We start from the raw sequence: 13,153 nt of genomic DNA on the forward strand, positions 1-13,153 counted from the left end.
GGCGCGACCTGGATGTGGGAAGGGGCAATCGGCTGCGGGTCAGCTCAGGTGGAGGATGACGGTGGTTTTCGACTGGCCGCGTTCGCCCCCGCCGGAACCGCTGCTTTCCCTGGCATGGCGCACCACCACCAGGCGGTTCCCGACCTTCATGAACTGGAAGGATTCCTTCTGCTGCTGCTCGAAACTGATGACGAGCAGGGCCCGCCCCTTCATCCGGGTATGGGTCTCGGCGGCCAGGGGCAGGCCGTCGGTTCCGACCCAGACGCTGGCCGTGGCATCGAAATCCTTCACGTATTTCTGGTCCTGCTTGGACAGCCTGGGCGCGAGCTTCAACAGGAAGCGCCTGGCCGGTTTCCCCTGCCAGGCCTCGGCCTTCTCCTCCAGCAGCTGCCCCTGTTCCAGCATGCGGAGCAGTTCCTCGGCCCCATTGAGGTAATCGCTCACCTCGACGGGCTTCAGACCCTCGATGGCCCGCCGCGTGGTGGCCCTCTTTTCGGGGTCCATTGCCTGGACCCTGGCCTCCTGGGCAGCGGTCTGGATGAGGGCCCGGTTCCAGGACATCCTCAACCCCTGGGGACCATCCTCCACGAAGGTGGTGGCCTTGCCTTCGGTGATGACCGGGGCCTTGTCATCCCCCTGCCGGCTCCAGAACTGGTAGTCCACGCTGGCCTTCACGGGGTCCTGGCCGGTCATCCGGGCGAGCGTGGCCTTGAGGTCCGACAGTCCATCGGCCTGGAGGAGTCCACCGGCGAGGAGCAGGGCAACGAGTTGAAGGCGCATGGCGGCTCCCGGGAATCGAACTGGATCAGCTTACGGGAATGGATCCGGTTCGTATCGCAGCAGGTCTCCCGGCTGGCAGTCCAGCGCGCGGAAGCCGAAGTGAGCGGCGATCTCCCGCGGTGCAGCCGGGGCGATTTCCCTTCAAGGAATCGTTGAATAGTCCTGTTTGGTTATTATAGAATATTGTAGAACCGTGAAGGTTCTGGAGCAAGGAGCCGAGCATGGACATGACCATCGACTTCCCGGGCGGCGCGCGGGTCGACGCGCACTTCGGGCCTTACACCGTCATGACGGACCAGCCTGTCCAGGGTGGCGGTGAAGGGTCCGCGCCCAGCCCCTTTGCCCTCTTCCAGGCGTCCCTCGCCACCTGCGCCGGCATCTACGTGCTGAACTTCTGCCGCCAGCGGGAGCTCCCGACCGAGGGCATCCGCCTGGTCCAGCGGACCGTCCCCGATCCCGCCACGGGGATGGTGGGGCGCGTGGAGCTGGAGATCGTGGTGCCGTCGACGTTCCCCGAGAAGTACCACGAGGCCCTCGTGCGCACCGCCAGTCAATGCACGGTGAAGAAGCATATCGAGCATCCGCCGGCGTTCAGCGTGAAGACCCTGGTCGAGGGCTGAGGTCCGTCCCGGAGAAGGGCCTACTCGTACCGGAGGGCCTCGATCGGATCCTGCTTCGCGGCCTTCAGCGCGGGCCGCGGGACCCGCTCCGCGAGCCGAAGGCGAGTGGGAGGACGCGCCAGTGGCGCGTCCGTTCGTGGGGGAGCAGGCGCCGTGCGCGAGGCGAAGCCGAGCGCCCAGGCGCTGGCCCACGGGCGATGAGGTGATCTACTCGTAGCGCAGGGCCTCGATCGGGTCCTGCTTCGCGGCTTTGAGGGCGGGCCACAGCCCGAAGATCAGCCCCACGGCCGTGCTGACGCCGAAGCCAAGGATGATGCTCCAGATGGGCGCGGCGGCCGGGAACTCGAAGACGAGGCGGACCAGCATGGCGATGCCCAGGCCCACGGCGATGCCGATGGCGCCGCCCACGCCCGTGAGGCTGATGGCCTCCACCAGGAACTGCATGGCGATGTCCTTGCGGGTGGCGCCCAGGGCCTTCCGCACGCCGATCTCGCGGGTGCGCTCGGTGACGCTCACCAGCATGATGTTCATGACGCCCACGCCGCCCACCAGCAGGGCGATGGCGGCGATGAGGATCATGGCGCCGGCGATGCCGCCGGTGATCTGTTGGAAGGTCTTGAGCTGGGCTTCGCTGGTGAAGATGGCGAAGTCGTTCGGCTGGTTCGCCCGCAACCCCCGCCGGGCCCGGAGGATGGCCACCTCCTGGTCCATCATCTCGTACATGCGCTTGGGGTCCTTGGGCACGGTGGCGATGTGGATGGTGTCGCCGGTGCCGTTCTTCACCTGGGGGAACATCTCGTCGAAGGTGCTGATGGGCACGATCAGGATGTTGTCGGCGTCGCCGCCCAGGAAGCTGCCCTTCTTCTCCAGCAGCCCCACGACGCTGAAGGCGGTGCCGTTCACGAGCACGATGCGGCCGATGGGATCCTTCCTGCCGAAGAGGGCCGTGGCGGTCTCGGGGCCGAGGACGCAGGTGCGGGAGGCGTGCGCGATGTCGGCGTCCGCCAGGAAGCGGCCATCCTGGACAAAGGAGTTGTTGGACGGCGCATAGTCCGGATTGGTGCCCACGAAGGTGGGGCCGTTGGCTTCGGTGCCCTCGGGCGTCTTGATGATGAGGGAGGCGCCCGCCGGTCCGAACAGGTAGCGCTCCTGGGAGACGGCCGCCGCCAGCGTGGCCGTGCGCTTGAGCGCCTCGGCGTCCTCGATGGTGAGGTTCCGCCTGCGCTTCTGGTCCTCGGGCAGCGGCCCGCCGCCGCCGAACCGCTGCTCGTATTTCTGGAACTGCACCAGGGTGGTGCCGAAGCTGCTGAAGCTGTCCGTGACCGCGTCGTTGAAGCCCGACACGAAGCTCACCATGGCGATGACCGTGGCCACGCCGGCCACGATGCCCAGCAGCGTGAGGAAGCTCCGCAGCTTCTGGGCCACCATGGCGCGCATGGCGAACTTCACATTCTCGCTGCCGATGCCCCGAAAGCCCGCGTTCCGCCTGGCCATGATCACTCCGCCCGGATCGCGTCGATGACGACGAGGTTGGAGGCCCGGAAGGCAGGCAGGAAGCCCGCGGCCAGGCCCACAAGGGTGCTGAGGAGGATGCCCGTGAGGACGATGCCGGGCGTGATCTGCGCCGGGAAGTCCGCCAGGGCCCGGATGGTGAAGGCGCCCGCCGAGCCCACCAGCACGCCCACCACGCCCCCGGCGGCGGAAAGCAGGGCGGCCTCCAGCAGAAACTGGCGGCGGATGTCGCGCTTGCGGGCGCCCAGGGCCATGCGGACGCCGATCTCCTGGGTGCGCTCGACCACGCTCACCAGCATGATGTTCATGATCACGATGCCGCCCACGCCGAGGCTCACGCTGGAGATGAGCATGAGCAGCAGGAACGCCGCGCTGCTGATGGTCTTCCAGAGCTGCTGCAGGCTCTCCTGGGTGATGATGCCGAAGGGGTCGGGGTTGCGGAAGCTGGTGTGCCGCATGGCGCGGAACATGGCGCGGACCTCGTCCATGGAGGCGTCGAGCCCCTCCACGCCGCCCCGGGCCTTGATGTGGAGCTCGAGGCTGTCGTTGGCGGCCATGAAGTTCTTCCGGTAGACCTGGAGGGGGATGTAGATGCGGCCGTCCTGGTTGAAGCCGATGGTGCGCCCCTGCTTGGGCATGACGCCGATGATGCGGAAGGGCAGGCCCCGGATCAGCAGGATGCGGCCCACGGGATCCAGGTGCGGGAACAGCTCCTCCCGGGTGTTGGCGCCGATGACCGCTACGGCCTGGGCGGCCTGGTTCTCGTTCTCGCCGAAGTACCGGCCAGCTTCCATCTCGAGGTTGAAGAGGCCGCCGAAGTTCGCGGTGGTGCCGATGACGATGATGTCCGGGAGGCGCTTGTCGCCATAGTTCACGGGCATGGCGTTGCCGGCGGCGGCCGAGATCTGGGTGGCCTCCTTGAGCATGCCGCTGGAGAGGCGCTCGTATTCGGACCAGGTGATGGGCGGCCGCTTGAGGGCGTCCAGGAACTCCTTGCGGCTCCGGATGATGCCGAACTTCTGGACGATGAAGACGTCCGGGGCCAGGACGATGATCTTCTCCTTCACGTAGGTGTTCAGGCCCGAGATCACGCCCACCACGGCGACGATGGTGGCCACGCCGATGATGACGCCCAGCAGCGTGAGGAAGCTGCGCAGGGTGTGCGCCCGGATCGCCCTCAGAGAGGCGCGGAGGAGTTCAGTGGGATTCATGGCCGGGCCTCAGGGCTTGCCTTCGTCCTTGTCCTTCTTCTTCGCCTTCTCCACCCGCACCGCCTCCCCGCCCTTGAGGTCGCGCAGCGCCCGGTTGGGGCCGGTGATGAGCGTCTCGCCGCCCTTGAGCCCGGAGAGCACCTCCACGGAGAGGTCGCCCATGAGCCCGGTCTTCACGGCCACAAACTTGGCCTTGCCGCCCTCCTGGAGGAACACGCCCTCCTCCTCGCGCGGGGCGCCGGGCTTGCGGGCCTCCCCGGGCTTCAGCTTGATCTCGCGCATGACGAGGGACTGGAAGGGGATGGCCAGGGCCTGGTCGCGGCTGCCCGTGAAGATGTCCGCCTGGACCGAGAGGCCGGGCTTGATGGTGAGGGGCGGATCCTTGATCCAGACCTTCACCTTGAACTTGGTGGCTTCGTTGGCGCTGAGCTTGAGGATGGGGCTGCCGCCCACTTCGGTGACCTGTCCCTGGAAGGTCTGGTTGGGGTAGGCGTCCACGCGCACCTGGGCCTCCTGGCCCAGCTTCACGCTGGGGATGGAGGCTTCGTCCACTTCCATCTCCGCCTCGACCTTGCTCATGTCGGAGACGGTGAGCAGCACGGTGCCGGCCTGGTTCTGGATCCCGGGCACGGCGGTCTCGCCCAGCTCGATGCGGCGGGCGGTCACGACGCCGTCCATGGGCGCGGAGATGGTGGAGAAGCCGAGGCCCACGTGGGACTGGCTCACGTTGGCCTTCGCCTGGTCCGTCCGGCGGCGGGCGGTCTCCTGGGCGGCCTGGGCCGTCTCGAAGGCCGTCCTCGCCCGCTCGAAGTCCGCCGCGGAGATGATGCCCGCGGTGCGGTTCGCCTTGGCCCGGTCGAAGTCGGAGCGGGCCTGGGCGAGGTTGGCCGAGGCGGAGATCAGGTCGGACTGGGCCGCGTGCAGGTTGGCCTGCATGGCGTCCGCGTTGGCGCGGGCGCTGCGGGGGTCGATCTCCATGAGGAACTGGCCCTTGTGGACCCGGTCGCCTTCCTTGACGGCCAGGCGCGTCACCTGCCCCATGATGCTGGCCGAGATGTCGGCTTTGGTCACCGCCTGGATCTTGCCGTTGGCGCTCACCTTCGCCTGGAGGTTCTCGCGGCCCACGGTGGCCACCTGGACGGCGATGCCCTTGTCCCGCATGCCGGCGAGGCTCAACCCGCCGATCACAATGACCGCCAGTCCTCCGCCGAGGATCCACATCTGCTTCCGCTTCATGTCAAAGGCCTCCCCAACGGGCTGAACGTATCTCTATCTTCGCGCAGACAGCCAAGGGGTTTAGTGGCCTTGGGCATCGTTAATGGAATTTGTTTTCATTGACTCCGAAGGCCAATTGGAAAATAATTCCATCTGGAGGATCCACACTTGGCCCAGCGCACCTTCGGTCCCGCCATCCTCGCCCTTCTCGCGGCCGGCCCGGTCTTCGCCGCAGCGGCCGGCAGCGGCACGCTCGCGGGCCGGGTGCTGGACGACCAGGGCCGGCCGGTGGCGGGGGCGACCCTCAGCCTGGCCAACCCCGTGTCGGGCTACCGGCAGCAGGTGCGGAGCGATGCCAAGGGGGCCTTCGCCTTCCTGAACGTGCCGTTCAATGTCTACCACCTGGACACCCGGGCGCCGGGCCTGCTGCCGGGGCACGTGGACGTGGATGTCCACAGCCAGCTGCCCCAGCAGGTCACCGTGCCCCTCAAGCCCGAGGGCGCCACCGTGGTGGTGGAGGAGAACCTGCAGCTGGTGGAGGACCACCCCAGCACCCACATCGACATCGACAAGACCACCATCGAGCGCACCCCGGCGGCGGTGCAGAGCCGCGCCATGGAGAGCATCCTGCTCACCACGCCCGGCTTCATCGCCGACGAGAATGGCCGCTTCCACTTCCGGGGCAGCCACGGGCAGATGACCTACGTGGTGGACGGCATCCCGGTGTCCGACCAGATGCACGCCACCTTCAGCAACAGCCTGGATCCCTCCCAGGTGGAGAGCATGGAGGTCATCACCGGCGGCATCTCGGCGGAGTACGGCGGCAAGCCCGTGGTGGTGGTGAACCTCACGACCAAGTCGGGCCTGGGCACGCCGGACGGCTTCGAGGGCGAAGCCTCCTTCGGCGGCTCCCGGTTCCGCACCGCCGAGGCCGGCTTCAACGCCCGGGGGGGGAAGGAGGCCTTCGGCTGGTTCGTGAGCGCCGCCGCCAGCGAAAGCGACCGCTTCCTCGATCCGGTGAACTTCGGGAACCTGCACAACCACGGGAAGACGGGCCGTCTCTACTCCCGCTTCGACTGGATCCTGGGCAGCCAGGACACCCTGCGCTTCTCCGTGTCCGGCGGGCGCACCGACCGCGAGGTGGCCAACCTGGCCTCGCAGCAGGTCCGGGGGCAGGATCAGCGCGCCACCACGTCCGACGCGAACCTGAGCCTGGCCTGGACGCACCTGTTCAACGACCGCCGCAGCCTCGACGCGTCGCTGTTCTACCGTGGCTCCCAGGCGGAACTGAAGCCCAGCGAAGATCTGGCGGAGGGCTTCACGGGCGCCGGGATGCGGGACTTCCCCTACTGGGTGAAGCAGGACCGCAGCCTGGACAACCTGGGTGTCCAGGCCTCCCTCACCCAGCGCTGGGGCCAGGAGAACCTGCTGAAGGTCGGCGTCTCGCGGATTGCCTTCCCCATCCACGAGGCTTTCCGCTTCGCCATCCCCGATGACTCCCAGGCGGCCGGTCCCGGCGATCCCCTCTATCCCTACACCCCCGCCGGCGGCGGCCACATCTTCCAGTTCGACGCCCGCATCCAGCCCACCCTCACCTCGGCCTTCGTCCAGAACGACATCCACCTCGGCGCCTTCTTCCTGGCCCTGGGCCTGCGCCACGACACCTACCGGGTGGAGGACATCTCCGACAGCCTGCTCCAGCCCCGGCTGGGCCTGAGCTACCGGATCAAGGCCACGGGGACCGTGTTCCGGGCTTCGTACGACCGCCTGCTGATCCTCCGGGAGCACGAGAACCTGGCCCTGTCCCTGTCCCAGCAGGCCTGGGACCTGGGGCCCTACGCCGGCACGCCCCGGCAGCCCCTGCGGCCCGAGCGCCAGCAATCCTGCAGCTACGGCGTGGAGCAGCAACTGGGCAAGGCCGGGCGGATCATGGTCGAGTACTGGGAGAAGCGCAGCCGCAATGCCGGCGACAACGCCCAGTTCCTGAACACCGGCGTGCTGTTTCCCGTGGGGGCCGACAAGGGTCTGTTCCGCGGCATGAACCTGCGCCTGGACCTGGTGCCCGTGAAGGGGTGGTCCGGCTACCTGAGCCTGGGCCGGACCCGGGCCATCTTCCAGGCGCCCCTGGTGGGCGGCCTCCAGCTGGAGGCGCCCGAGGCGGCTCCGGGCGAGCGGTTCCTCATCGACCACGACCAGAAGCTCAGCGCCCAGGCGGGGGTAGTCTACGAGCACGGGGGCTTCACCGCCCAGGTGTCCGGCCGCTACGACTCGGGGCTCGTGGCCGGTGATCCCGCCGCGGTGGACGGGAATCCCGACTACGATTTCGGCGCCCAGTACGTCCGCCGCGATTCCGAGGGCACCTGGCGCATCCAGCCCCGCACCACCTGGAACCTGGGCCTGGCCCAGGCCTGGAAGCTGGCGGGGAAGCGCCGCCTGACGCTGGGGCTGGACCTCCTGAACGCCACGGACGAGCGCGGCCTCTACAACTTCCTCAGCACCTTCGGCGGCACCCACGTCATCCCGCCCCGCACGCTGGCGGGGAGGGTGAAGTGGGCGTTCTGAGGCGCCTGGACGCCTAGAAGGGGTGCTCGAAGCTCAGGTAGAGGAAGACGGCCTTTTCGCCGCGGCTGGCGCCCACGCCGATGGGCACCGCGATGCCGGGCACGATCTGGAGGCCGCTGGGGAAGTTGTAGGCCCAGCGGATGCCGGGTGAGATGAACGAGGAACTCTGGCGCTGGGTCTGGCCGGGGCCGGTGATGGCCTCGGTGTTGGCGTAGACGTACTCCAGCATCACGTTGAACCGCGGGTTCGCCAGCCAGATGAAGCTCTGGCCCAGCGAGTAGTCCCGGGTGGTGGCGCGGTCGCCATCCGTGTTGCGGGCCCTTGGGGTGAGGGTGCCACCGGCGTTGAAGTGGCCCACGAAGGCTTCGCCCATGGTGAAGCTGACGGGGAAGTTCACCTGGTATCCGGTGGCGCCCTTCCCGTAGCCGGTCTTCTCGTCGCCGGTCGGCAGGAGCACCGACAGGCGGGGTGCGATGGCCACGGGGGCGTCGCCATCCCCCAGCAGCTGATAGCGGTAGTTCAGGGCCACGTCGCCGAAGGCCTGCTTCCGGCCGGGAGAGGCGTCCAGCCGCTGCCAGGGCAGGGTGAAGCTGAACTGGTGCTTCTGGCTGAAGACCGGCCATTCCTGGGTGAAGGTGTAGATCCAGTCCTTGGACTCCTGGTACCGGGTGAAGGTGCTGATGTGCTGCACCACGCCCTTTTCCTGGTTGTAGGCCTCCTCTACGAGGAAGGAGTTGTCCTGGATGGGGCCTTCCTTCTTCTCCTGGGCCGTGAGGGAGGCCGCGAGGAGGAGGACGGGAAGGAGACGGGGGAGGCGGAGGGGGGAGGTGGGTGTCGTCATGTCGATGATATTGAGTCTCAGAAATAAATGATTCAAGACCTCGGGGTTGAGAAGTGATTCCCGTCACCAGGAGGGGCCCTTGAGGATGCCCCGGTCTAATCGGTGCGGGCAGGGAAGCCGGGCCCCGGGCCGGATACGTAGTGATACGATGGTCATTCCGACCCTATGTGGAGAATCCATGCCGTTCCAAGCCAGACGCCTCATGCTCCCCCTGCTCGCCTTCACCCTGGCTTCGGCCTCGCTGCGGGCCGAGGAGGGCATGTGGACCTTCGACAACCTGCCGACGAAGAAGCTTCAGACGACCTACGGCTGGGCCCCTGATCAGGCCTGGCTGGATCATGTGCGCCTCTCCGTGCTGCGCTTCCCCGGCGGTTCCGGCTCCTTCGTGAGCAAGGACGGGCTGGTGCTCACCAACGAGCACGTGGGCCGCGGCTGGATCCAGCGGGTGAGCAGCAAGGAGGCCGACTATGTGAAGAACGGCTTCGCGGCCGCCACCCGGGAGCAGGAGATCAAGGTGCCGGGTCTCGAGCTCATGACGCTCATGACCATGGACAACATCACGGACCGCCTGGCCAAGGCCGTGAAGGCCGGCACCTCCGAGAAGGAGGCCCACAAGGCCCGCCATGCGGAAATTGAGAAGATCAAGAAAGAGATGCAGGAGAAGAGCGGCCTCACCTGCGAGCACGTGACGCTGTACCAGGGTGGCGAGCACTGGATCTATTCGTACCGGAAGCATACGGACGTGCGCCTGGTCTTCGCGCCCGAGCTGCAGATCGCCCTGTTCGGCGGGGACTACGACAACTTCACGTACCCGCGGCACAACCTGGATTTCACCTTGTTCCGCGTCTACGAGAACGGCAAACCCTACACCCCCCCCGACTTCCTGAAGTGGACCCGCACGGGCCTGAAGGCCGGCGACCTCACCTTCGTGGTCGGCCACCCCGGCAGCACCAAGCGGCAGGACACCTTCGCCCAGATGATCTATTCCCGGGACTTCGCCATCCCCATGCGGCTCAAGGGCCTGGAGAGCCAGAAAGAGGCCCTGGTGCAGTACGGCAAGACCTCGCCCGAGGCGGCCCGGCAGGCCGGGACCCAGATCCTCCGGATCGAGAACAGCCTCAAGGCCCTCCGGGGGTACTGGTCCGGGCTGAAGAACAAGGAGGCCATGGCCCGCATCGAGGCCGACGAGAAGGCCTTCCGGGCCAAGGTGGCGAAGGAGCCCCGGCTCCAGGGCGAGGCCGGGCCCAGCTGGGGCAGGATCGAGGCCGCCCTGAAGGTGGCCCGGAGCCAGGCCAAGGACAACGCCTACGTCGGCACCGCCCACTCCACGCTGCTGGGGTACGCCCTGTCGCTGGTGCGGATCGCGGACGAGGAGCAGCTTCCCAGCGAGAAGCGCCTGTCCGAGTACAGCGACACCAACCTGAAGACCGCCAAGGCCCGGCTGGGGGTGCCCACCCCCTACTACCCGGAGCAGGAGATCTTCGTGTTCACCCGCGGGCTCGAAGAGGCCGCCCGGGAGCTGGGCCCGAAGCATGCCTTCGTGAAAGCCATGCTCGGCGGGAAGTCCCCCGCGGAGGTCGCCAAGGCCGCGGTGACCGGGTCGAAGCTCGGCGATCCCGAGGCCCGCAAGGCCCTCCTGGCCGGCGGCCGGAAGGCCATCGCCGGCAGCCAGGATCCGATGATCCTCCTCGCGAAAAAGCTGGACCCCCTGGGCCGGGCCCTCCGCAAGCGGCAGGAAGACCTGGTCCAGAGCGTCCTCACCGAGCACGCCGGGCGCATCGCCAAGGCCCGCTTCGCGGTGTTCGGCAAGAACACCTACCCGGACGCCACCTTCACCATGCGCCTCACCTACGGCCCCGTGGCCGAGTTCCCGGCCAACGGTACGCTGATCCAGCCCTTCACCACCTTCGGCGGCCTCTTCGACCGCTACGACGGTTGGGGCGGCAACGCGGCGGCGGCCCACGACGGCGCCTGGCGCCTGCCCCAGCGCTGGCTCGACAAGCGCGGCGCGCTGGACCCGTCCATGCCCTTCAACTTCGCCCACAAGGTGGACATCATCGGCGGCAACTCCGGTTCCCCCGTGGTGGACCGCAAGGGCGACCTGGTGGGCCTCATCTTCGACGGCAACATCGACATGCTGCCCGGCAACTACTTCTACGACGAAACCGCCAACCGCGGCGTCTCCGTGGACGCCCGGGCCATCATCCACGCCCTGGAGAAGGTCTACGGGGCCAGCGCCCTGGCCGCCGAGCTCACCGGGAAATAATTGTCTTCTGGAGTCACCATGAACCGCCTCTCCGCGCTCGCGCTGTCTCTCGTATCGGTGCTCGCCCTGCCTGCATTGCGCGCCGAAGACGGCATGTGGACCTTCGACAACCTGCCCCTGAAGCAGCTGAAGGAGAAGTACGCCTTCGAGCCGGGGAAGGAGTGGATCGACCACGTGCGCCTCTCCACCCTCACCCTGGGCGGCTGCACGGGCTCCTTCGTGAGCGCCGATGGCCTGGTGATCACCAACCACCACTGCACCCGGGGCTCCATCCAGCGCCTGTCCACCAAGGACCGCGACCTGGTGAAGAACGGCTTCGTGGCCATGAGCCGCGACCAGGAGATCAAGATCCCCGGCCTCACCTACCGCACGCTCATGGCCATGGAGAACGTGACGGAGCGCGTGGCCAAGGCCGTCAAGCCGGGGCTGGGCGAGAAGGCCGCGGCCGCGGCGCGGGCGAAGGAGCTGGACGCCATCAAGGCCGAGTTGGAGAAGGCCAGCGGGCTCACCTATGACGTGGTGAACCTCTACCAGGGCGGCGAGACCTGGATGTACGGCTTCAAGGTCTTCAAGGACATCCGCCTGGTGGCCGCCCCCGAGATCGCCGTGGCGGCCTTCGGCGGCGACTACGACAACTTCACCTACCCCCGCCACGACCTGGACTTCTCCATGGTCCGCGTCTACGAGAACGACCAGCCCTACCATCCCGCGCACCACCTGACGTGGAGCACCGAGGGGCTGAAGACCGGCGACCTCACCTTCGTGGTGGGCCACCCCGGCCGCACCAGCCGCCTCCAGACCTTCGCCCAGATGAAGTACGACCGGGACTTCGGCATCCCCACCTACCTGAAGGGCGCGGACCGCACCCGGGCCCTCCTCGAGGAGTACGGCAAGCAGGATGCCGAGCACGCCCGCCAGGTCCAGACCCTGATCCTGGGCGTGAACAACGGCGCCAAGGCCAACGAGGGCTCCCTGATGGGCCTGAAGGATGCCGAGGCCATGAAGCGCATCGAGGCCGCGGAGAAGGCCCTGAAGGCCGCAGTTGCCAAGGATCCCAAGCTGGCGGCCACCACCGGCCAGAGCTGGGCGCGCGTCGAGCAGGCGATCCAGCTCCAGAAGGGGTACCTCAAGGAAGCCCAGTACGTCGGCGCGGCCCGCTCCGCGACCCTGGGCCAGGCCCAGGCCCTGGTGCGCCTGGCCGAGCAGCAGGAGCTGCCCGTGGAGAAGCGCCTGACGGAGTACCGCTCCGAAGGCGGCCTCAAGACTCTGAAGACCCGCCTCTCGGGCCCCGCCATGGGCATGATGGGCCAGGCCGCCAACCCCGAGCTGGAGACCCTCCTCTTCACCCGCGGCCTGGAAGACGCAGCCCGCGAGCTGGGCCCGCAGGATCCCTTCGTCCTCGCGATCCTGGGCGGCAGGAAGCCCGCGGAAGTGGCCAAGGCCGCCGTGGAGGGCACGAAGCTGAACGATCCCGCCGTCCGCAAGGCCCTGGTCGAAGGCGGCAAGAAGGCCGTGGCCGAGAGCACCGATCCCATGATCGTGCTGGCCCGCAAGCTCGAGCCCATCCTGCTCCGCCTCCGCAAGAAGCAGGACGACGTGAAGGCCATCCTGGAAGAGCACGGCGCCCGCATCGCCAAGGCCCGCTTCGCGGTCTACGGCAAGACCCTGCCGCCGGACGCCACGGGCACGCTGCGCATCACCTACGGCGCCGTGGCCACCTATCCCGCCAACGGCACCCTCCAGCAGCCCTTCACCACCTGGGCCGGCCTCTACGACCGCCACTTCGGCTGGGGCGGCAACGAGGCCCACGCCTATGGCGGCGAGTGGACCCTGCCCCAGCGCTGGCTGGACCGCATGGGCAAGCTGGACCTCCGGACGCCCCTCAACTTCTCCCACGCCGTGGACACCACCGGCGGCAACTCCGGCAGCCCCGTGGTGAACCGCAAGGGCGAGCTGGTGGGCCTCCTCTTCGACGGGAACATCGAAGGCAACGCCGGCCGCTACTACTACGACGAGAAGGTGAACCGCAGCGTCTCCGTGGACGCCCGCGCCATCCTCGAAGCGCTCGTGAAGGTCTACGACGCGCCGCACCTCGCCGCCGAGCTGACCGGCAAGTAGTCCCGTTTCGCTGAATGCCAGGGGCCCC

The 13,153-nt window shown here is 67.9% G+C and carries 9 protein-coding genes; 4 read left to right on the top strand and 5 right to left on the bottom strand.

Annotated features, from left to right (window positions below; genetic code table 11):
• Positions 1 to 39 precede the first annotated feature (39 nt).
• Positions 40 to 780 (bottom strand): hypothetical protein, encoded by a 741-nt coding sequence (locus QSJ30_RS02640; RefSeq protein WP_285606232.1) that lies wholly within the window; start codon positions 778 to 780, stop codon positions 40 to 42.
• Positions 781 to 1,001: 221 nt separating this feature from the next.
• Between QSJ30_RS02640 and QSJ30_RS02645 the strand changes: the two genes are divergently transcribed.
• Positions 1,002 to 1,400 carry an OsmC family protein gene (locus QSJ30_RS02645; protein ID WP_285606233.1) on the top strand — a complete coding sequence of 133 codons (399 nt, stop codon included), beginning with the start codon at positions 1,002 to 1,004 and terminating at the stop codon, positions 1,398 to 1,400.
• Between the two features lie 207 nt (positions 1,401 to 1,607).
• Here the strand turns inward: QSJ30_RS02645 and QSJ30_RS02650 are convergent, their stop codons facing one another.
• Genes QSJ30_RS02650 through QSJ30_RS02660 form a run of 3 tightly spaced genes read right to left on the bottom strand, consistent with a single transcriptional unit; the run spans position 1,608 to position 5,359 of the window.
• A complete protein-coding gene (locus QSJ30_RS02650; protein ID WP_285606234.1) occupies positions 1,608 to 2,894 on the bottom strand; it encodes an ABC transporter permease in 1,287 nt (428 codons plus the stop codon).
• A 2-nt stretch (positions 2,895 to 2,896) separates the two neighbouring features.
• A complete protein-coding gene (locus QSJ30_RS02655) occupies positions 2,897 to 4,123 on the bottom strand; it encodes an ABC transporter permease (protein WP_285606235.1) in 1,227 nt (408 codons plus the stop codon).
• Positions 4,124 to 4,132: 9 nt separating this feature from the next.
• The gene (locus QSJ30_RS02660; protein WP_285606236.1) at positions 4,133 to 5,359 is read right to left on the bottom strand and encodes an efflux RND transporter periplasmic adaptor subunit; all 1,227 of its coding nucleotides are present in this window, start codon (positions 5,357 to 5,359) and stop codon (positions 4,133 to 4,135) included.
• Between the two features lie 147 nt (positions 5,360 to 5,506).
• On the opposite strand from QSJ30_RS02660, the gene QSJ30_RS02665 reads away from it, so the two are divergent.
• Positions 5,507 to 7,900: a TonB-dependent receptor gene (locus QSJ30_RS02665; protein ID WP_285606237.1), complete on the top strand. Its 2,394-nt coding sequence runs from the start codon at positions 5,507 to 5,509 to the stop codon at positions 7,898 to 7,900.
• 13 nt (positions 7,901 to 7,913) lie between these two features.
• Here the strand turns inward: QSJ30_RS02665 and QSJ30_RS02670 are convergent, their stop codons facing one another.
• A complete protein-coding gene (locus QSJ30_RS02670; protein WP_285606238.1) occupies positions 7,914 to 8,741 on the bottom strand; it encodes a transporter family protein in 828 nt (275 codons plus the stop codon).
• Positions 8,742 to 8,919: 178 nt separating this feature from the next.
• Here QSJ30_RS02670 and QSJ30_RS02675 point away from each other — a divergent pair, with 178 nt between their 5' ends.
• Positions 8,920 to 11,007, top strand: a complete 2,088-nt coding sequence (locus QSJ30_RS02675) for a S46 family peptidase (RefSeq protein ID WP_285606239.1) — start codon at positions 8,920 to 8,922, stop codon at positions 11,005 to 11,007.
• 18 nt (positions 11,008 to 11,025) lie between these two features.
• Positions 11,026 to 13,125: a S46 family peptidase gene (locus QSJ30_RS02680; protein WP_285606240.1), complete on the top strand. Its 2,100-nt coding sequence runs from the start codon at positions 11,026 to 11,028 to the stop codon at positions 13,123 to 13,125.
• The last annotated feature ends 28 nt before the right edge of the window (positions 13,126 to 13,153 follow it).

Origin of the sequence: Geothrix edaphica (assembly GCF_030268045.1) — a bacterium.
Classification (GTDB): Bacteria; Acidobacteriota; Holophagae; order Holophagales; family Holophagaceae; genus Geothrix; species Geothrix edaphica.